Source organism: Arthrobacter sp. NPDC080082, from assembly GCF_040686595.1.
Classification (GTDB): domain Bacteria; phylum Actinomycetota; class Actinomycetes; order Actinomycetales; family Micrococcaceae; genus Arthrobacter.
The window spans coordinates 100,876-120,876 of sequence record NZ_JBFBKQ010000007.1 but is presented as its reverse complement, the minus strand read 5'-3'; the positions used below and the strand labels follow the sequence as shown (position 1 = coordinate 120,876).

Annotated in this window: 20 protein-coding genes; 12 read left to right on the top strand and 8 right to left on the bottom strand. The window is 68.1% G+C overall.

Features of this window, described 5'->3' with window-relative positions:
* The first annotated feature begins 114 nt into the window (after positions 1-114).
* Positions 115-525 (top strand): hypothetical protein, encoded by a 411-nt coding sequence (locus AB0O44_RS14820; protein WP_364138722.1) that lies wholly within the window; start codon positions 115-117, stop codon positions 523-525.
* Positions 522-2,054, top strand: a complete 1,533-nt coding sequence (locus AB0O44_RS14815; protein WP_364138721.1) for an EAL domain-containing protein — start codon at positions 522-524, stop codon at positions 2,052-2,054. The genes AB0O44_RS14820 and AB0O44_RS14815 overlap by 4 nt, the downstream gene beginning before the upstream one ends.
* Before the next feature lie 85 nt (positions 2,055-2,139).
* Here the strand turns inward: AB0O44_RS14815 and AB0O44_RS14810 are convergent, their stop codons facing one another.
* Positions 2,140-2,286, bottom strand: a complete 147-nt coding sequence (locus tag AB0O44_RS14810; protein WP_364138719.1) for a hypothetical protein — start codon at positions 2,284-2,286, stop codon at positions 2,140-2,142.
* 91 nt (positions 2,287-2,377) lie between these two features.
* Here AB0O44_RS14810 and AB0O44_RS14805 point away from each other — a divergent pair, with 91 nt between their 5' ends.
* On the top strand, positions 2,378-3,556 hold the full coding sequence (locus tag AB0O44_RS14805) for a hypothetical protein (RefSeq protein ID WP_364138718.1): 1,179 nt from the start codon (positions 2,378-2,380) through the stop codon (positions 3,554-3,556).
* Here AB0O44_RS14805 and AB0O44_RS14800 read toward each other — a convergent pair.
* Positions 3,553-4,194 carry a hypothetical protein gene (locus tag AB0O44_RS14800; protein WP_364138716.1) on the bottom strand — a complete coding sequence of 214 codons (642 nt, stop codon included), beginning with the start codon at positions 4,192-4,194 and terminating at the stop codon, positions 3,553-3,555. The genes AB0O44_RS14805 and AB0O44_RS14800 overlap by 4 nt on opposite strands.
* 57 nt (positions 4,195-4,251) lie before the next feature.
* On the opposite strand from AB0O44_RS14800, the gene AB0O44_RS14795 reads away from it, so the two are divergent.
* The 5 genes from AB0O44_RS14795 to sucD all read left to right on the top strand — a co-directional run bounded on the left by AB0O44_RS14795 (position 4,252) and on the right by sucD (position 10,777).
* Positions 4,252-5,154 carry an inositol monophosphatase family protein gene (locus AB0O44_RS14795; RefSeq protein WP_364138715.1) on the top strand — a complete coding sequence of 301 codons (903 nt, stop codon included), beginning with the start codon at positions 4,252-4,254 and terminating at the stop codon, positions 5,152-5,154.
* A 45-nt stretch (positions 5,155-5,199) separates the two neighbouring features.
* A complete protein-coding gene (gene pcrA, locus AB0O44_RS14790) occupies positions 5,200-7,707 on the top strand; it encodes a DNA helicase PcrA (RefSeq protein ID WP_364138713.1) in 2,508 nt (835 codons plus the stop codon).
* 55 nt (positions 7,708-7,762) lie between these two features.
* Complete coding sequence (locus AB0O44_RS14785; protein ID WP_364138711.1) at positions 7,763-8,470, top strand: hypothetical protein; 708 nt, start codon at positions 7,763-7,765, stop codon at positions 8,468-8,470.
* Between the two features lie 224 nt (positions 8,471-8,694).
* Entirely contained in the window at positions 8,695-9,864 is a 1,170-nt protein-coding gene (gene sucC / locus AB0O44_RS14780) for an ADP-forming succinate--CoA ligase subunit beta (protein WP_290258673.1), read from the top strand.
* 10 nt (positions 9,865-9,874) lie between these two features.
* A complete protein-coding gene (sucD, locus tag AB0O44_RS14775) occupies positions 9,875-10,777 on the top strand; it encodes a succinate--CoA ligase subunit alpha (protein WP_290258672.1) in 903 nt (300 codons plus the stop codon).
* 90 nt (positions 10,778-10,867) lie between these two features.
* Here sucD and AB0O44_RS14770 read toward each other — a convergent pair whose 3' ends face one another.
* The 4 genes from AB0O44_RS14770 to AB0O44_RS14755 form a co-directional block, all read right to left on the bottom strand.
* Positions 10,868-11,533 (bottom strand): GntR family transcriptional regulator, encoded by a 666-nt coding sequence (locus tag AB0O44_RS14770; RefSeq protein WP_364138709.1) that lies wholly within the window; start codon positions 11,531-11,533, stop codon positions 10,868-10,870.
* Between the two features lie 113 nt (positions 11,534-11,646).
* Positions 11,647-12,672: a transketolase C-terminal domain-containing protein gene (locus tag AB0O44_RS14765; RefSeq protein ID WP_364138708.1), complete on the bottom strand. Its 1,026-nt coding sequence runs from the start codon at positions 12,670-12,672 to the stop codon at positions 11,647-11,649.
* On the bottom strand, positions 12,669-13,661 hold the full coding sequence (locus tag AB0O44_RS14760; protein ID WP_364138706.1) for a transketolase: 993 nt from the start codon (positions 13,659-13,661) through the stop codon (positions 12,669-12,671). Before AB0O44_RS14760 ends, AB0O44_RS14765 begins: the two co-directional genes overlap by 4 nt.
* On the bottom strand, positions 13,662-14,999 hold the full coding sequence (locus AB0O44_RS14755; RefSeq protein WP_364138704.1) for an MFS transporter: 1,338 nt from the start codon (positions 14,997-14,999) through the stop codon (positions 13,662-13,664). It abuts the gene before it with no gap.
* 184 nt (positions 15,000-15,183) lie between these two features.
* On the opposite strand from AB0O44_RS14755, the gene AB0O44_RS14750 reads away from it, so the two are divergent.
* Genes AB0O44_RS14750 through AB0O44_RS14735 form a run of 4 tightly spaced genes read left to right on the top strand, consistent with a single transcriptional unit; the run spans position 15,184 to position 19,088 of the window.
* A complete protein-coding gene (locus AB0O44_RS14750; RefSeq protein ID WP_364138702.1) occupies positions 15,184-16,011 on the top strand; it encodes a sugar phosphate isomerase/epimerase in 828 nt (275 codons plus the stop codon).
* A gap of 26 nt (positions 16,012-16,037) precedes the next feature.
* Positions 16,038-16,811 (top strand): SDR family NAD(P)-dependent oxidoreductase, encoded by a 774-nt coding sequence (locus AB0O44_RS14745; protein ID WP_364138700.1) that lies wholly within the window; start codon positions 16,038-16,040, stop codon positions 16,809-16,811.
* Between the two features lie 37 nt (positions 16,812-16,848).
* Entirely contained in the window at positions 16,849-18,600 is a 1,752-nt protein-coding gene (locus AB0O44_RS14740) for a dihydroxyacetone kinase family protein (RefSeq protein WP_364138697.1), read from the top strand.
* A complete protein-coding gene (locus AB0O44_RS14735) occupies positions 18,597-19,088 on the top strand; it encodes an RpiB/LacA/LacB family sugar-phosphate isomerase (RefSeq protein WP_364138695.1) in 492 nt (163 codons plus the stop codon). Before AB0O44_RS14740 ends, AB0O44_RS14735 begins: the two co-directional genes overlap by 4 nt.
* A gap of 4 nt (positions 19,089-19,092) precedes the next feature.
* On the opposite strand, the gene AB0O44_RS14730 is transcribed toward AB0O44_RS14735, so the two are convergent.
* Both AB0O44_RS14730 and AB0O44_RS14725 read right to left on the bottom strand, forming a co-directional pair.
* A complete protein-coding gene (locus AB0O44_RS14730) occupies positions 19,093-19,575 on the bottom strand; it encodes an SRPBCC family protein (RefSeq protein WP_364138693.1) in 483 nt (160 codons plus the stop codon).
* Entirely contained in the window at positions 19,572-19,931 is a 360-nt protein-coding gene (locus AB0O44_RS14725) for a metalloregulator ArsR/SmtB family transcription factor (protein ID WP_364138691.1), read from the bottom strand. Before AB0O44_RS14725 ends, AB0O44_RS14730 begins: the two co-directional genes overlap by 4 nt.
* Positions 19,932-20,001: the final 70 nt, after the last annotated feature.

The window sequence follows — 20,001 nt, the reverse complement described above, 5'->3', positions numbered from 1 at the left end:
GCAGTGCTGGGGACGAATGTCTGAACCAAGGGTTGTGCCGGTCACGGCAGCGACGGCATTTGGCGACCCCGCCCCCGCCTGCGGGCGCGTAGTTGTTGCGCCGGAGGGACGCCCATGACGGCAGCACCCCCGGTGGCCCCGCCGCTGGATATCTCTCCCGAAACGACGACGTCGGAGATCACCGTCACGCTCGTCACTCCGTCGCTCGTTGAATTGGAAATGCCGCGCGACGTCGAAATCGGCGGCCCCGAGGCGCGGCGGGCTGCCGCCGCCGTCCAGGCGATCGCGGGACGCAACCGCGTCGGCGTCATGCTCAACATCTCCGGTGTCATCGGCGTCAGCCCCGAGGCCCGGCACGCCTACTCCGAGTCGATCGCCGCCCGCGCCGTCGCCATCGTTGGGGAGGGCCCCGTGGACCGGGTGATCGCGCACTACCTGCTGCGCTCCCGCAGCGAGAGCATCCCGGCCCAATTTTTTCTTTCCCGTCCAGCGGCCCTCGAATGGTTAAGGCAGTACACCGAGTGAAAAGTGAACCGGATCCCAGGCTCCATAACCTGGTCGAGGGCATTGTCCGGATCGCCAGCGGCGATCTGAGCACCCGCATTCCCCACTCGGGCGCGCGGGACGACGTCGCCGCCGTCATTGCCGGCATCAACCTGATGGCCGATGACCTGCAGACTATTTACCAGGAGCTGGAAGAGCGGGTCGACAGCCGGACCGCCATGCTCCGCGAAGCCCAGGTGGAACTCGAGCGGATGGCCCTGACGGACCCGCTCACCCAGCTGGCGAACCGCACCGCGTTGAACTCCGTCCTGAGCCACGCCCTGGCCGAGACCTCCCGCGGCGAGGCCCCGCCCGCGTTGCTGATCCTTGACCTGGACTCCTTCAAGGGCATTAACGACACGCTGGGCCACAGCGCCGGCGACGACGTCCTGCGGGTCATCGCCCGACGCCTCCAGGACGCCGTGCGCGTCACGGATACCGTCGCCCGGCTGGGCGGCGACGAGTTCGCCGTCATGCTGCCCAAATCGAACCTGGTCCGCGCCCGCCGGGTGGCGAACCGGATCCTGAAGGCACTGAACGAAAGCCTGGAGATCGGCGACCTGCGGATCACCTGCGGCACCAGCATCGGCGTGCGGGTAGCCGAACCCGGCCAGTCCGTGGACGACCTGGTGATGGAGGCGGACACCGCGATGTACGCGGCTAAGGCCCAGCCGCACAGCGGGATTAAGGTCTTCGAACCGGCGCTGCTCTACGCCCGCCGGCTGCAGAGCCTGATGGTGACCGAGATGCGCACGGCCATCCTCGAGGACCAGCTGGTGCTGCACTACCAGCCCGTCGTGGAGCTCGCGACCGGCCGAATGGAGGGCGTCGAGGCGCTCGTGCGGTGGAACCACCCCGAGCGCGGACTGCTGATGCCCGACCAGTTCATCCCGCTGGCCGAAGAGACCGGGATGATTGTGGACCTGGGCCACTGGGTGCTCAAGACCGCGGTGCGCCAGCTGCGGACCTGGCAGGAGGAGCTCCCGCTGGATGAGGACTTCTCCATGCGGGTCAACATCTCCACCACCGAGCTGCAGAACCTGGAGCTGATCGAGCACGTCCAGGACATTCTCCGCGAGACCGGCGTGGGTGCCGCCAACCTCATCATCGAGCTGACCGAGTCCATGGCGGTGACCGGCGGCGACGTGGACAAGTACTCGCTCAGCGGCCTGCGGCAGTTGGGTGTCCAGCTCGAAATCGACGATTTCGGCACCGGCTACTCGTCCATCAGCTACCTGCGGCGGTTACCGGTGAATGTCGTCAAGATTGATCGGAGCCTCATCGATGGGCTGGGTACCGACGAGGAGCAGGGTCGGTTTGTCGAGGCCGTGCTGCACCTGATTCACGCCTGCGGGCTGCGGGCCGTGGCGGAGGGAATCGAGACGGTGGAGCAGGCCGAGGAACTGGTGCGGCTGGGCTGCTCCAGCGGCCAGGGCTATTACTTCAGCAGGCCGGCCCCGGCCGAGACCGTTGCGGAGAACATTCTTTCCTGGAGTGCGGCCGCGGAGTAAGCCGCTACTTTCTTTCGGGAGAACAAAACAAAAGGCGGGTGCCGGATCGAGATCCGGCACCCGCCCTCAGCGGCTAACCCGAGTGTTAGTTCTTCGGGGTGGAGTTCGGCCAGTAGCCGACTGCCTCGACGGAGCCCGTGTTGGAGCCGTTGGCGGACACGGCGGAAGCCGCGGAGACGCCCGCTGCAGCCAAGGCGCCGGCGACGAGGAGGGTTGCAAGGGTTTTCTTCATGAAGGGCTCCTGTTACGTAAGTGGCTGAAGTGACTCATGTGTAATGCAGGTTCAGTATAGGGGTACCGGACACGCCGCACAGCAAGAATTCGTGGATCTTTTTAAATACTGTGCTAATCGTGCGTTGCGGGTGGTCACGAGACGGCATAGTTCGCGTGCCGCGTTCTCTTTTTCTTCGGATGCACTCGATACTGGTCTCATGCACTCCGTATCGCCGCTGTATGCAGCCGCTGAGCTCCAAGCGCACGAGCATCGGAGCAACCACGCCTTCGCTGAGGCGGCGGACAGCGCGCGGCAGGCCGCGGAGATCGCGCACCGAGAAGGTGACCACACTTCCTCGTGGAATATGACGTTCCTTCAAGCCGAGAATCTCCTTGACGCCGATCGGTTCGAGGACTGCGCGGCGTTGGCTGCCCACCTGCTCTCCGACACGACGGGTCCCAGGCAGCCGCACGACGTAGCGCGGGCACACATCCTTATGGCCCGTGCCAGCCAGGGCACGGGTTTGCTTGAATCCGCTGCACAGGAGGCCCGGGCAGCGGTCATGCTTACTGACGATGAAGCTCACATAGATATCAACGTCAAAGCACGCCAGGCTCTCATCGCCGCCCTGGCAGATGCCGGACAAATGGAAGAGGCATGGAGCGAGAGTAAAAGTCTCGCCGCAGTCATCTCCGATGAAGTTGATGACCAGCAGGCTGGGAAGGCCTACTGGGTTATCGGTAATGTGGCTTTTCTTTGCGACAAGGTTTCAGAAGGACTGCGGTATCACGAGCTGGCAGCGGCGACTTTTTCACCGGCACGCGACCTCGATATATGGGCCAAGTTCAACAAGGCATCTGCTGCCATGCGGCTTGCGGCCAACATTGCCGACGGGGAAACGCTTCGGTGCATAGAGCGAGCCGAGCTGGCCACTGACATCACCGGCGGCAGCGAAAACGACCTGCTTCTTCTGCGCCGCAACCGAGCACACTGGACCCTCCTGGCGGGCGACCCGCAGGCGGCTGCCGAAATGTTGCAGGACCTCTGCCGCAGTGGGGGCATGACGCCGCAAAATACCGGTGATGCCTGCTTCCTGCTGGGAAGGGCCTATTTGGAGAGCGGTGACGAGGCCGAGGCTAGGCGGGCCCTGGAAGACGCCGCCGACCACTTCGACCGGGCCGGCGCGACATTGCGCGCCGAGCAGACCCGGGAGTTCATCGCCGTCGAACTGGGCCCCGTGTCCCTGTGGTCACGGCTGTGGCGAGCGGCCGGCTTCGGCCGGCACTAGACCGCGGCAGCTCCGCGCGCCGGGGCCGACTTCCGGTTCAGGAACACGGCCCCGCCGCCGGCGAGCAAGTTGAGCAGCAACAGGACCCACCCGGCCACCGTGAGTGCCGAAGCCAGCGCCACCTGGCCGCCGTCGAGGGTGCTGGCCGACATCATGCCGTCGATCGCGGCATTCCCCCAGAGCCGCACCACGGCAAACAGCAGCGGCAGTGCCCAGAACGCCCAACGCAGCGGCTTCCTGGCCACGTTCACCCCGACCAACAGCAGCCAGGTGAACCCGAAGATCAGCGGGAAGAGCGTCCCGGCTGTCTTATGCACATAGCTCAACTGTCCGCGGGCGTCGTTATCCATGGCCGTGCGAAGTTGGTCAACGAACCCCTGGTCAAAGCCGCCGATCAGGGAATCGGGCATCGGCAGTCCGCCGCTGAGCTGAGTCAGCTGGTTCAGGGTCAGCAGATGCAGGTACCAAAACAGGAAAAGGCTCGCCACCACGCCGGCAATCAGGATCAGGTTGCCGTTGCTCTGCGCCTTCTGCGGCGTCCGGGAGGTGCTGGGGTTGATCACCGGAGGCAGCTGATGCTGGGGGAGGGCAGCGTTGGCGCCGTGTTTTTTGAGCCGCTGGGCGGGTGTTTTGGCCATGGACCCATTATCGCCCCTGCACCCCGCCCCGGTGCCCGGCGCCGGTAGGCTGAACGAATGAGCGAAACAGGCAGCAATGACTTCGGCCACAGCAACGATCCCGGTCACAGCGAGCTCGGCCGGCACCGGCTCGGACGGCACAGCGCCGCGGACCTCAGCCCAGACCTCGACGACGCCGAGTTGGCCGCGACCCTAGTCCGGGAGGCCGGAAACCTGGCCCTGCTGATGCGCCACGCCGGGCTGGAAGGCCACCAGAAGACCTCCGTGTCCGACGTCGTCACCGCCGCCGACCACGCCGCGGAAGCCTACGTCCTCGAACAGCTCCAGCGGTGCCGGCCCGAGGACGGCATCCTCGGCGAGGAGGGCGCCGCCAAGACCGGCACCAGCGGCCGGACCTGGGTGATCGACCCCGTGGACGGCACCTACAACTTCCTGCACGGCTCCAGCTACTGGTGCTCCGCCCTGGCGCTCAAGGACGCAACCGGGCCGATCCTCGGTGCCATCTTCCAGCCCGAGGCGGACAAGCTCTGGCTCGGCGGCACCGACCACCCCGCCACCCTGAACGGGGAACGGTTGACCGGCTTCGCCCCCGAAGGAGTAGCTCCGGTGCGGGACCAGGCCCCCCTCGCGGAGCAGGGCGCAGCCACCTACATCCACCCCACCTGGCTCGCGGACCCGATGTGCGCCATGCCCTGGCACGCGGCCGCCGTCTCCGCGGCATCGCTGCGGATGTTCGGATCCGGCTCCTGCGACCTGGCCCGCGTGGCCGACGGCGAACTCGACTGCTGGTTCCAGCACAGCTGCCCGGAATGGGACTGGCTGCCCGGCCAGGCGATCGTGCGGGCGGCCGGCGGCAGCACCGACGTCGTCCGCGTCAACGGCCTCGAGTGGTTCATCGCCGGGGGAGCGACGGCGGTGCGGGAGCTCCGCGCCGCGCTCCAGCGGGGGTCCGTGCAGTAGCCCCGAACCTCACCGTCGGTGGCACCACCTAGACTTGTTATCACCATGGATATGTTGTTTGACCCCTATGCCGACGGACCCTTCCAAGCAGCTGCGACCCCAGGCGCGCCCGCGAAAGCGGCGGCTCACGCAGGCGCCGGCACCGGGATGCCCGCCCTGGCGCACGGGCACGGGGGCGACGGCGGACAGGGCCACGCCGACGGCGAACGGCACCGGCTGCCCAGTGCCGAGGACCTCCTCCAGGGCCTGAACCCGCAGCAGGAAGAGGCCGTCAAGCACGCCGGCGGCGCCCTGCTGATCGTGGCCGGAGCGGGGTCCGGAAAGACCCGGGTGCTCAGCCACCGCATCGCCTACCTGATCGCCACCCGGCGTGCGCACCACGGCGAGATCCTGGCCATCACCTTCACCAACAAGGCCGCCGCCGAGATGCGCGAGCGGATCGAGGCACTCGTCGGCGGCCGGGCAAAAACCATGTGGATTTCCACGTTCCACTCCTCCTGCGTCCGCATCCTGCGCCGCGAGGCCGCCAACGTAGGCCTGAACTCCAATTTCTCCATCTACGACTCGGCCGACTCGCTCCGCCTGATCACCCTGGTGGCCAAGAACCTGGACCTGGACCCCAAGAAGTTCGCGCCCAAGGCCATCCAGCACAAGATCTCCGCGCTCAAGAACGAACTGATCGACGCGGACAGCTACTCCTCCAGCGCCAACCACAACGACCCGTTCGAACAGGCCGTGGCTGAGGTTTTCAAGGGCTACACCCAGCGCCTGCGCCAGGCCAACGCCATGGACTTCGACGACCTGATCGCCGAGACCGTCTACATGTTCCGGGCCTTCCCGGCGCTCGCGGATTCCTACCGGCGCCGCTTCCGGCACGTGCTGGTGGACGAGTACCAGGACACCAACCACGCCCAGTACGCCCTGGTCCGCGAGATCGTCGGCGAGGGCGACGGCGCGGCGGAACTGACGGTGGTGGGCGACTCGGACCAGTCCATCTACGCCTTCCGCGGGGCGGACATCCGCAACATTGTGGAGTTCGAAAAGGACTACCCGGACGCGCGCACCATCAAGCTGGAGCAGAACTACCGCTCCACCCAGACCATCCTCAGCGCCGCCAACGCGGTCATCTCCCGCAACCCCAACCGGCCGGAGAAGCGGCTCTGGACGGCCGAGGGCGACGGCGAGAAGATCGTCGGCTACGTGGGTGAGAACGAGCACGATGAGGCCCAGTTCATCGCCAAGGAGATCGACCGGCTGCAGGACGAGGGCAACCTCCGCCCCGGCGACGTCGCGATCTTCTACCGCACCAACGCCCAGTCCCGGTCCATCGAGGACGTCCTGGTCCGCGTCGGCCTGCCCTACAAGGTGGTCGGCGGCACCCGCTTCTACGAGCGCAAGGAAATCAAGGACGCCCTGGCCTACCTGCGCGTCCTGGTGAACCCCGACGACGACGTCAACCTGCGCCGCATCCTCAACGAGCCCAAGCGCGGCATCGGCGACCGGGCCGAGGGTGCCATCGCCTCGCTGGCCCAGCGCGACCGCACCTCCTTCATGGCCGCCGCCCGCCGGGCCGACGAGGCGCCCGGCATGGCCACCCGCTCCGTGAATGCGGTCCTCGGCTTCGTGAAGATGCTGGATGACCTGGCAGAGGTGGCCGCCGGCTCCGGTGCGGCCGCGGCGCTCGAGGCGGTGCTGGAACAGACCGGATACCTCGCCACCCTGCGCTCCAGCACGGACCCACAGGACGAATCCCGGGTCGAAAACCTCGCCGAACTGGTCGCCGTCGTCCGTGAATACGAACGCGACAACCCGGAAGGTTCGCTCGGTGCCTTCCTGGAGCAGGTCTCTTTGGTGGCGGACGCCGACCAGATCCCGGACGCCCCCGGGGCGGATATTGACGCCGCGGTCGCCGAGGCCAAGCGGCTCGGCGTTGTCACCCTGATGACGCTGCACACCGCCAAGGGCCTGGAATTCCCGGTGGTGTTCCTGACCGGCATGGAACACGGGCTGTTCCCGCACCAGCGTTCGGCCACGGACCCCAAGGAACTGGCGGAGGAACGCCGGCTCGCCTACGTGGGCCTGACCCGGGCCCGGAAGCGGCTCTACCTCACCCGCTCCGAGGTCCGGAACATGTGGGGGCAGAGCCAGTACAACCCCGCCAGCCAGTTCATCGAGGAGATCCCGGCCGAGCTGGTCGAGTGGAAACGCGAGGGCACCAGCCGCCAGGCGGCCAGCTGGGGCGGCGGGTCCATCGGCTCCAGCCGCTACAGCGGATCCTTCTGGGGCGCGGGCACAGCCCGCGGTACCGGGGCCGACTCCGCTGCCGGTTTTAATGCGGATGTCCCGGCGGCGATCGCCCGGAACCGGGTCCAGCCGCAGAAGGAGATCGTGGCCGTCAGCGTGGGGGACCGGGTCAATCACACGAGTTTCGGCGACGGCACCGTGCTGGCCGTCGAGGGCGCCGGGGACAAGACCGTCGCGAAGGTGACCTTCGCGGTGGGGGAGAAGCGCCTCCTGCTCCGCTACGCGCCGCTGACCAAGATCACGGCCTGACCGGCGCCACAGTCCGGCGGGGCTTCGCCCGGCGCCGGCTCCCGTGATTGGCATAATGAAGCCCATGCGTCGAACCAAGCAGGCCGCCCTCGCCGCCCTGGTGCTGCTCGCGGCCAGCGGCTGCAGCGTCACCCGGCAGGACCCGGACTACGTCCCGCCGGCGCCGTTGCCGGTCCTCGAGCAGCTCCGCCAGGCGCCGCTGACGGACCCGGCCACCCTCGGGGCGGCCACGGACGCCGTCAGCTTCGTGACTGCGGACCACACGGTCGCCTGCAGCCTCACCTCGGCCCGGGGTACCAGCATCAACCTCCCCTACGAGCCCAACAGCTTCACCGCGCCGGCCAACGCCAAGCTGGCCACCGTCCCCGTTGCGCACTGCGAACTCTCCGCCTACCCCCGCCCCGCCGCCCAGGACATCACCGATGACTGCGCCGGCACCGGGCTGGGCTACCTCGGCGGCACGGCGCTGCTCATCCCGGACAAGGCCGTCTACGGTGAATGCCGCTCAGGCGTCACCGCCCAGGAAGCCGAATACGGGCCAAAGGGGAGCCCCACCGGGCCGATCTCCCAGCTGGCGGTCCTGCCGGAGGGCGGCAACGTGGAGCGGAACGGCCTGCGCTGCTCCGCCTACGACGGTGGCGTGGCCTGCGGAAACGTCTCCGCGCAGGTCGCTTTCTTCGTTTCCCGCGACCGTTACGAGCTCATTAAGGGACCCGGCGCGACGCCCTCCGCGGCGGCTCCGAAGGCCTCAAAATCCCCGTAATGTAGGGGTTTTTCTACGCTCAATAGAATAGTGTCGTTACTCACATAACCTGTACTGTGGGTCGGGCTGCCCGCTCCAAAGGACTAGAGTTCCACAAGGAGCATTGCGTCGTGCGGCTCGTCTCCGGACCTGTCGCAGGGTGCCTTTAATCCGCAGCCCGGTCACCGCGAATCCGCGGCGAGCGGCTGTACAGAAACTACTTCGACGTAGAAGGACACTAAACCGTGGACCTGTTTGAATATCAGGCGCGCGATATGTTCGAGGCGCACGGTGTACCCGTGCTTGCTGGCATCGTGGCGCACACCCCTGAAGAAGCAAAGGCAGCTGCCGAGAAGATCGGCGGCGTAACTGTCGTCAAGGCACAGGTTAAGGTCGGTGGCCGCGGAAAGGCCGGCGGCGTTAAGGTCGCCAAGACCGCCGACGAGGCTCTGGAACACGCCACCAACATCCTCGGCATGGACATCAAGGGCCACACCGTCAACACGGTGATGATCGCCCAGGGTGCCGACATCGCCGAGGAATTCTACTTCTCCGTCCTGCTGGACCGAGCCAACCGCAACTACCTGGCCATGTGCTCGGTTGAGGGCGGCATGGAAATCGAGCAGCTCGCCGTCGAACGCCCGGAAGCGCTGGCCAAGGTTGCCATCGACCCGGCCGTCGGCATCGACCAGGCCAAGGCCGACGAAATCGTCAACGCCGCCGGCTTCGCCGAGGAACTGCGCGGCAAGGTCGCCGCCGTGATCCTCAAGCTTTGGGACGTCTTCAAGAAGGAAGACGCCACCCTGGTCGAGGTCAACCCGCTGGTCAAGACCGGCGCCGGCGACATCGTCGCCCTGGACGGCAAGGTCTCGCTGGACGAGAACGCCGACTTCCGCCACCCGAAGCACTCCGCCCTGGAGGACAAGGACGCAGCGGACCCGCTGGAAGCCAAGGCCAAGGCGCAGGACCTGAACTACGTCAAGCTCGACGGCGAGGTGGGCATCATCGGTAACGGTGCCGGCCTGGTCATGTCGACGCTCGACGTCGTCGCCTACGCCGGCGAGAAGCACGGCAACGTCAAGCCCGCCAACTTCCTGGACATTGGCGGTGGAGCCTCCGCCGAGGTCATGGCCGCTGGCCTGGACGTCATCCTCGGTGACGAGCAGGTCAAGGCCGTGTTCGTGAACGTCTTCGGCGGCATCACCGCCTGCGACGCCGTCGCCAAGGGCATCGTCGGCGCTCTCGCCGAACTGGGCTCCTCCGCGAACAAGCCGCTGGTCGTCCGCCTCGACGGCAACAACGTCGAGGAAGGCCGCCGCATCCTGGCCGAGGCCAACCACCCGCTGGTTACCCTGGCCGCCACCATGGACGAGGGCGCCGACAAGGCCGCCGAGCTCGCCAACGCAGCGAAGTAAGGGACGCGACATGTCTATCTACCTCAACAAGGACTCCAAGGTCATCGTCCAGGGCATCACCGGCGGCGAAGGCACCAAGCACACCGCCCTGATGCTCAAGGCCGGCACCAACGTCGTCGGCGGCGTCAACGCCCGCAAGGCCGGCACCACCGTCGTCCACGGCGACAAGGAAATCAACGTCTACGGCACCGTCAAGGAAGCCATGGCGGAGACCGGCGCCGACGTTTCCATCGTCTTCGTACCGCCGGCCTTCACCAAGGACGCCGTCGTCGAAGCCATCGAGGCCGGCATCGGCCTGGTCGTCGTCATCACCGAGGGCGTTCCGGTTCAGGACTCCGCCGAATTCTGGGCCCTGGCCCAGTCCAAGGTGGACGCCAACGGCAAGCAGGTCACCCGCATCATCGGACCGAACTGCCCCGGCATCATCACCCCGGGTGAGGCCCTGGTCGGCATCACCCCGGCCAACATCACCGGCAAGGGCCCGATCGGCCTGGTCTCCAAGTCCGGCACCCTGACCTACCAGATGATGTACGAACTGCGCGACCTGGGCTTCTCCACCGCCATCGGCATCGGCGGCGACCCGGTCATTGGCACCACCCACATCGACGCTCTCGAGGCCTTCGAGGCCGACCCCGAGACCAAGGCGATCGTCATGATCGGCGAAATCGGCGGCGACGCCGAGGAGCGCGCGGCCGACTACATCAAGGCCCACGTCACCAAGCCGGTTGTCGGCTATGTGGCCGGCTTCACCGCCCCCGAGGGCAAGACCATGGGCCACGCAGGCGCCATCGTCTCCGGCTCCGCGGGTACGGCGCAGGCCAAGAAGGAAGCCCTCGAGGCTGCCGGCGTGAAGGTCGGCAAGACGCCGTCCGAGACCGCCAAGCTGCTGCGCGAAGTGTTCGCCGCGCTCTAGGCCACAGCACCACAACGCGGGGCCACCCGCCCGTCCGGTTTCGCCGGGCGGGCCGGGGTGGCCCCGCGTTTGTGGTTTAAGCGGCGGGTCCTAGCCGACCAGGTTGTCTGCCGCCTGGTCCATGTGCTCGCGGATGGTTTTTCGGGCCAGGGACGCGTCACCGGTCTCGATGGCGGCGACGATGTCGTGGTGCCGGTCCACGCTCATATTCCGCACGCCCTTATCCAGGCCGGCGAACATGATGGACATCCGGATGGATCCCTCCAGGGATTCCCAGGTGTGCAGCAGGGTTTCGTTGCCGGTGAGGCGGCAGAGGGTGCGGTGGAAGTCGAGATCCCGCTCCACCCGGGCCTGCAGCCCTTCCGCCTCGGCGGTGCGCATGGCGTCGACCGCGGTCCGCAGCGCAGCGATCACCTGCTCACGGTCATGGAGTTCGCAGAGGCTGCGGGCGGCCAGGCTTTCCAGCGCCGCGCGGACGGCGTAGATGTCCCGGATTTCCTTCTCGTCCAGGTGGCGGACGGACAGCCGGCCCCGCGGGCCGGCCGAGAGCAGGCCCTCCTGCTCCAGCTGCCGCAGCGCCTCCCGCAGCGTTCCGCGGCTGATGTGCAGCATCTCGGAGAGCTCGGTTTCGACCAAATGCCGGCCCGGCTCCAGGTCGCCGCTGGTGATGGCGGTGCGCAGGGAGGACACGGCCTGTTCCCGCAGGCTCTTCTTCTCCAGCCCGAGGAGGGGGAGGGAGGTGGATGCTCCGGTCATGGGGGGTCCTCTGTGTTAATGGTCGACTGTCTACAGTTGCCTGTGCTCCGATAGTACGACAAGGGGCACGGATCGGGACCTCCCGACGCCGTGCCCCTTGTCCCCGCCGGGTATCAGCCGAGTTCCGCCAGCACCTTGGCAACGATCCGGTCCACCGCGAGGCCGTAGCGCTCGTGCAGGGTGGGCAGCGCGCCGGCGTCGAGGAACTGGTCCGGCAGGGCCACCGGAACCACCCGCTTGCCGAGCCCGGCGGTGACGACGGCGGAGGCCACCGTTTCAAACAACCCGCCCACCACCGAGTGGTTCTCCAGCGTCACGGCGAGCCGATCGGTGTTGATTTCCGTGAGGACGGTGGCGGCGTCGAACGGCTTGATCGTCGGGGCATGGACGACGGCGACGTCCACATTGTGCGCCGCCAGCGCCTTCGCCGCCTGCAGCGCCCGCATGGTCATCAGGCCGGAGGAGACGAACACGACGTCGTTGCCGCCGCGCAGCACCTTGGCCTTGCCCAGCTCGAAGGTGTAGCCGTACTCATCCAGCACCGTGGGCACGTTGCCGCGCAGCAACCGCAGGTAGGTGGGCCCGTCCGAGGCGGCCAGCTGCGGGACGGCCTGCTCGATGTCCACCGAGTCGCAGGGGTCCACGATGGTCAGGTTCGGCATGCCGCGGAAGATTGCCATGTCCTCGGTGGCCTGGTGGCTGGGGCCGTAGCCGGTGGTCAGGCCCGGCAGGCCGCCGACGATGTTGACGTTAAGGTTCGGTTCGGCCGCGTCGAGGCACAGGAAATCGTAGGCGCGGCGGGCGGCAAACACCGAATACGTCGAGGCGAAGGGGACCAGCCCGGTCTCGGCCAGGCCGGCCGCGGCGCCGAAGAGCAACTGCTCGGCCATGCCCAGCTGGAAGAACCGTTCGGGGAACGCCTGGGCGAAGATGTGCATGTCCGTGTATTTGCCCAGGTCCGCGGTGAGGCCCACGATCCTGTCGTTCTCCTGTGCAGCCTTGACCAGGGCGTGCCCGAACGGGGCGCTGGCGGTCTTCTGGCCCGGGTCGGCGAAGGAGGCGATCATGGCCGAGGTCTTCAGTTTCGGTTTGGCCGTGCCGGCCGCGGACGCCGGGGCGGCAGGGGTGGTGGTGCTCATGCTGACGCTTCTCCTTCGTATCCGGCGGTGAGCTGCTCGCGGCAGATCTGCCATTCGTGTTCCTCGATGCGCATGAAGTGCGCCTTTTCGCGGTTCTCCAGCAGCGGGACTCCGCGGCCCACCTTGGTGTCGCACAGGATGACGGAGGGGCGTCCGACGGCGGCGGCCTGGGCGGCGGCGTTGTCGAACGCCCCCAGCAGCGCGCCGACGTCGTTGCCGTCCACCCGCTGGGTGTACCAGCCGAAGGCTTCCCACTTCTCGGTGACCGGTTCGGTGCGGAGCACCGTGTCGGTCTTGCCGTCCGCCTGCAGGGCGTTGATGTCGACCATGGCCGTGAGGTTGCCCAGCTGGTGGTGGTGCGCCCCCATGGCGGCCTCCCAGGTGGAGCCCTCATCCAGCTCCCCGTCGGAGAGGAAGTTGAAGATCCGGGCGGTGGATCCCTGGTAGCGCAGGCCCAGGGCCATGCCGACGGCGATGGTCAGGCCGTGGCCCAGGGAGCCCCCCGAGATTTCCATCCCCGGGGTGTAGGTGGACATCCCGGACATGGGCAGCCGCGAGTCGTCCGAGCCATAGGTCTCCAGTTCCTCGACCGGGACGACTCCGGCCTCGGCCAGGGCCGCGTAGTGACCGATCGCGTAGTGGCCGGTGGAGAGCAGGAAGCGGTCGCGGGCTTCCCAATGCGGGTCCTCGGGCCGGAACCGGAGCTGGTCGCGGTAGACGGTGGCGAGCATGTCGGCGGCACCGAGGGCCTGGCCGACGTAGCCCTGGCCCTGTACCTCGCCCATCATGAGGGCGTGGTGCCGGATCCGGTAGGCGGCGGCGGCGATCTTCTGCGCCCGCTCGGCGCTCACCGCGGTGGTCGGTGTGTGTCGCTGCGGTGTTTGGCCCTGCTGTGGTTGTCCCTGTTGTGGTTGTCCCGGAGGGGCGGCGTCCTGGAGGGTTTCTGTAGGCATTGCTGACTCCGTGGTGGTGTGGTCCGTGCCGGTCATTCAGGCGTTGACGGTACTGGGGGTGTTTTTGGTGGCCTCGTCGGCCAGTTCGCGTTCCCGCTTGCCCCAGGTTTCGCGGGTGGCTATCGCGGCCCAGAGGCCGATCAGGGCGTAGGCACCGAAGAGCAGCGCTGGACCCATCCAGCCGAAGCTGACGAACAGCAGGGTGGTGATGAACGGGGTGAAGCCGGAGACCATGGCGGAGATCTGGTAGGCCAGGCTGGCACCGGAGGCGCGGGTCTTGGCCTGGAAGAGCTCCGGGAACCAGGCGCCCTGGGCGCCGGCCAGCGAGTTCTGGCACACCGCGTAGGAGATGACGATGGTGAGGATGATGGCGATGAATAGGCCGGTGTTGACCAGCAGGAACATCGGGATCGCGAACAGGGCCGCGAAGGCGGTGGACCAGACGTAGAGCGGGCGGCGGCCGATCCGGTCGGTCAGCGCCGCCCAGGCCTGGGTGGCGAAGATGCCGATGGCCGAGGCAATGCAGAGAGCGATCAGTGTCTGGCTCTTATCCGCCAGGTGCTGGCTGTTGAGGTAAGAAATCATGTACGTGATGGACACGGCGTAGCCGGCGGTCTCGGCGATCCGGAGGCCGATGCCCTTGACGATGTTGCGCCAGTCCGTCCGGATGACCTCCACGATGGGGGCCTTCACGATTGCCCCGCTGTCCTTGACCTCATCGAAGACCGGGGACTCGGGAACCTTGGACCGAATGACCAGGCCCACGGCCACCAGCAGGATGCTGGCCAGGAACGGAATGCGCCAGGCGAGTTCGCCGCCGAGCTGGACGCTGAAGAGGAACGTCAGGTTGGCCAGCAGCAGGCCGACGGGGAAGCCGGCCTGGACGATGCCGGTGTACTTGCCCTTGGCCTTCCACGGCGCGTGCTCGTAGCTCATCAGGATGGCCCCGCCCCACTCGGCGCCAAAGGCCAGGCCCTGGACGATGCGGACGAACACCAGCAGCGCCGGAGCCATCAGCCCCACCGCGGCGTAGGTGGGCAGCAGGCCGATGGCGAAGGTGGCGAGGCCCATCAGGATGAGGGAGGCCACGAGGACGGGTTTGCGGCCGACCTTGTCACCGAGGTGCCCGCCGATGATGCCGCCGAGCGGGCGGGCGGCGAAGCCGACGCCGAGGGTGGCGAAGGAGGCGAGGGTGCCGGTCACCGGATCCGTGCCGGGGAAGAAGGCGGTGCCGAAGTACAGCGCCGCAGCTGTGCCGAAACCGATGAAATCGTACGTCTCAATCACGGCCCCCACGCCGGATCCGATGGCCACCCGCCGGGCGTCCTTGGTGCCGTGGACCGGGCCTCGCATGCTCAGAGCATCTTTGCTCATGGTGGTTCCCTTTCGAAAAGCGGCTGAAGGAGGTCCGCCGCTGTCGACTGTTAACAAATGATATGGCAAGTGTGACCTTCATCATGATTACTGTCAACAGTCAACTATGACGGTTGACTGTCGACAGTAGACAGGGTTAGTGTGGTGCCCGTCACTACGACAGCCGCACATCAAAGGACCAGCGATGTTCCACACAAGACTCGGATGCTCATCCATCAGCTTCCGGCACCTGAAGCTCGGGCCGGCCCTGGCCACCATGGGGGACCTGGGCTTCGAGGAGATTGACCTGGGCGCCCTGCCCGGCGTTTGCGACCATGTGCCCTACGACCTGGACGCGTCCGCGGTGGCGGCGGTCGCGGCCACCGTCAATGGCTCCGGGCTTCGGACCCGCTCGGTCAACGGGGACATCGGCGACCTGAGCGCTGTCCTGGACGCGGCGGGGGAGCAACGGCGGCATCGTCACCTCGACGCCCTGCTCACGCTCAGCGCCGCCGTCGGAGCCACGGCCCTGGTCCTGCCGTGTGGCGCCTTGGGCCATGCGCCCATCGGCGGCAGCCTGGACCGGGACCTGGACCTCGTGGCTGCCCGGCTCGCCGAGGCCGCCGAGCGTGCCGCCGGGTTCGGCGTCGAGCTCTGGACCGAATCCCTGCACTTCCTGCGGCTCTGCTGGAATCTGGACCGTGCCGGCCGGCTGGCCGACCGCCTGGCCGGCTCCGGCGTCGGGATCGTCATGGACTTCAGCCACATCGTCGCCGCCGGCGAGGATCTCGGCGCCTACCTCGACCGGCACCGCGGACGGATCAGCCATGTCCACCTGCGCGACGCCGTGCCCGGGAACATCAACCTCAGCATCGGCAACGGCGCGGCCGACTTCACCGGCGGCCTGCGCCGGCTCGCCGCCGACGGCTATGCCGGCCACTTTTCCCTGGAACTGGAAACCCGGGACGTCACCAACGACGAACGCCCCGCCGCAACCGCCAAGGCGGCCAGCTTCATCACCGACCTCATCTGACCTGCACACACCCAAGGAGCACCACCATGACCACCATCCAGCGCACCGCCGTCCTCACCGGAGCCACCTCCGACCGGGGCATCGGCATCACCACCGCCCGCCGCTACGCCCGTGAAGGCTGGGCGGTGGTGATTCTCGACCTCGACGGGGAGAAGTCCTCGAAGGTCGCGGCCGAGATCGGCAACGACTTCGACGTCCCCGCCTTCGGCCACGAGATCGACGTCGCCAACGAGGCCTCCGTAACCGCCGCGCAGGCCGCGGTCGCCGCCGAGGTGGCTGCGGGGAACCTCCCGCCGGTGGGCGCCCTGGCGAACATCGCCGGGATCACCTCGCCGGTTCCGTTCCTGGAGACCACCCTGGAGCTCTGGCACAAAATCATGGACGTCAACGCCACCGGCACCTACCTGGTCACCAGGGCATTCCTGCCGGACATGATCGCCAACGGCTGGGGCCGGATCGTGAACATGTCCTCCGTCTCCGCCCAGCGCGGCGGCGGCGTCTTCGGCAAGGTGCCCTACTCCGCTGCGAAAGCGGCCATCCTGGGCTTCACCAAGGCCCTGGCCCGCGAGCTGGGCACCACCGGGGTCACCATCAACGCCATCACCCCCGGCGCCGTCGATACCAACATCCGGGTGGGCAGCACCGCGGAGCAGGAAGCAGCCATTAACGCCGGCATCCCGCTCGGCCGCAACGCCTCCACCGAGGAGGTCGCCTCCGTCATCACGTTCCTGTCCTCGGAGGATTCCGCCTACCTCACCGGCACCACCATCGACATCAACGGCGGCAGCCACCTGCACTAGCAGCCCCCACCCCACGACCCGGACGCCGGAGACCACCATGACGAAAATCTTCAACAACCCCTCAGCGTTCGCCGAGGAAGCCCTGGCCGGCTTCTGCGACGTCCACTCGGACCTGGTCCGGCCCGTTGCCGGCGGAGCGGTCCGGCGGCGACGCCCGGCCAAGCCCAAGGTCGCCGTCCTCGCCGGCGGCGGCTCCGGCCACTACCCGGCATTCGCCGGGCTGATCGGCGCGGGCCTGGCCGACGGCGCCGTGGTGGGGAACATCTTCACCTCGCCCTCCGCCCAGCAGGCCTACGCGGTGGCGAAGGCCGCCGAATCAGGCGCCGGCGTCGTCTTCGCCTACGGCAACTACGCCGGGGACGTGATGAACTTCGGCCTGGCCAGCGACCGCCTGGCCGCCGAGGGGATCGCCGTGGAGAACGTCCTGGTGACCGATGACATTGCCAGCGCCCCCGCGGCGGAGGCCGCCAAACGCCGCGGCATCGCCGGTGACTTCACCGTCTTCAAGGTGATGGGCGCGGCCGCGGACGCGGGCGCCAGCCTGGCCGAGGTGGTTCGCCTGGGCCGCAAGGCCAATGACCGGACGCGGACCATCGGCAGCGCGTTCGGCGGCTGTACCTTCCCGGGCGCCGGGGAACCGCTGTTCTCCCTGCCGGCCGGCCAGATGGGGCTGGGGCTTGGGATCCACGGCGAACCCGGACTGCATGACACGGACCTGCCGTCGGCTGCTGAACTGGGCCGGGAACTCGTGGCCCGCGTCCTGGCCGAGGCGCCCGACCGTGCGGGCAACCGGCTGGCCGTCATTCTCAACGGGCTCGGCTCCACCAAGCACGAGGAGCTCTTCGTGCTGTGGGGTGCGGTAGCGCCGCTGCTCCGCGCCGAGGGCTACGCCCTGGTGATGCCGGAGGTGGGGGAGCTGGTCACCAGCCTGGACATGGCCGGGGTGTCGCTCACGGTCACCTGGCTGGACGAGGAGCTGGAGCCATTGTGGGCGGCTCCGGCGGAAACGCCGGCCTTCCGCCGCGGTGCCGTGGCCGCCGGCGCCGGGGAAGTCGCCGACGAGGACACGGACGACGCCGGCACCCAGGCCGCCGCCTTTGAGGCCACCGACGCCTCCCGCGGCTTCGCCGCCGCCTGCGTGGAAGCACTGACATCGGCCCAAGCGTCGCTTCGTGGGGCCGAGGAGCGCCTGGGCCGGATGGACGCCGTCGCCGGGGACGGGGACCACGGCCGCGGCATGGTCCGCGGCATCGATGCCGCCGTCGCCGCCGCCACCGGGGCTTCCGAGCGCGGCGCGGGGGCGGGGGACGTCCTAGCCGCCGCCGGCGACGCGTGGGCGGACAAGGCCGGTGGAACCTCCGGGGTGCTCTGGGGCGCGGGCCTGCGCGCCTTCGGCGAGTCAGTGGGAAACACCGCGGCACCCGACGCCGCCGCCGTCGCGGCCGCGGTGAATTCCTTCGCGGACCGCATCATCCAGCTTGGCAAGGCCGAACCGGGCGACAAGACCATGGTGGACGCTCTGCTGCCGTTCGCCACGTCCTTCACCCGCGCGGTGGAGGGCGGCGCCGACCCGGGCCGGGCCTGGCAGGCGGCGGCCCGCGACGCGGCCTCGGCGGCGGAGGCCACCGCGGACCTGCTGCCGCTCAAGGGCCGCGCCCGTCCGCTGGCCGAGAAAAGCCTCGGCACCGCCGACCCCGGTGCGACCTCCCTTGCCATGGTCTTCGCCGTGATGGGCCCGCACCTCACCACCAACAGCACCAGCCCCGCCGCCGCGGGAGCCGGACAATGACACCGAAGGAGCACAGCATGGGACTGCGACTGATTGTGGGCGCGGACGAGGCCGGCGTGGACTACAAGGACCGGGTCCTCGAGGACCTGCGCAACGATCCGCGGGTCAGCGAGGTCATCGACATCGGTGTCCGCCGCGGCGACGCCCCCGACGACTTCACCAGGCCCTACCCCTACGTCGGCATCGCCGCCGGCGAAATGATCCGTGACGGCGCCGCCGACCGGGCCATCCTGTTCTGCGGGACGGGCATCGGGGTGGCGATCGCCGCGAACAAGGTCGAGGGAATCCGCGCCACCGCCGCCCACGACTCGTTCTCCGTGGAACGCTCGATCCTGTCCAACGACTGCCAGGTCCTGACCATGGGCCAGCGTGTCGTCGGGATCGAACTCGCCCGCCGCCTGGCCGCCGAGTGGATCGGGTACACCTTCGATCCGGAGTCCGCCTCGGCGGCCAAGGTCCGGGTGCTGACGGACTTCGAGGGCTGCTAGGCGGTCAGACCCTGGCGCCGGCCAGCAGTTCCTCGAGCCGTTCGTAGCCCTCGCTCAGGCCGCCCTCCATCCCGGACTGGGCCATGCCGTCCCGGGCCTCCATGCTGGGGTAGACCGCATGGGCGCTGAGCCGGGTGCGGCCGTCGCCGAGATCCGTGAAGGTCATGAATTCGATGCTGACCACGTCCGGGTAGCCGTCGAATTCAAAGGTCTGGATGGCGAACTCGTTCTCCCGGACAGTGTGGAAGACGCCGCTGAAAACGTGCGGGACGCCGTCGTGCCCGGTGTGGGTGTAGCTGTAGCTGCCGCCGGTGTGGAAGTCGTAGTGGTCCACCTCCATGCTCATCCCGCGCGGGCCAAGCCACTGCACGATCAGGGCGGGGTCTTTGTGGGCGCGAAACACGTCCGCCACGGGGAAGTCGAAGTCCCGTTCGAAGTCGATGAAGGGCAACCCTTCCGGGACGCTGAGTTTCAGGGCGTTGCTCATGATGAGTCCTTTGCCTGGGTGCCGCGTGCTGCGGCCTGGGTGTGGAGCGCGGCGTCGAGGCTGCGGAACTGCTCCTCGCGGACCAGCCGGTACTGGTCGATCCATGCGGTGAGTGCCTCCAGCCGTGCGGGGTCCAGGTGGACGGGCCGGCGCTGGGCGTCGCGTGTGCGCGTGACGAGCCCCGCCTGTTCGAGGACCTGGATGTGCTTCGAGACCGCCTGCTTGGTGATCGCGAAGGGTTCCGCCAGTTCGTTCACCGTGGCCGGCCCCCGGCTGAGCCGGGCGATGATCCTGCGGCGGACGGGATCGGCCAGCGCCAGGAAGGCGGAGTCGAGCTGGTCGTCGTCGTGGACCATGAAGTGCCCCCTCAAAGACGGAGGTGCAGCCGCGGTGCGTGGCATGCCATCGACTGGTCACCGAGGAGTA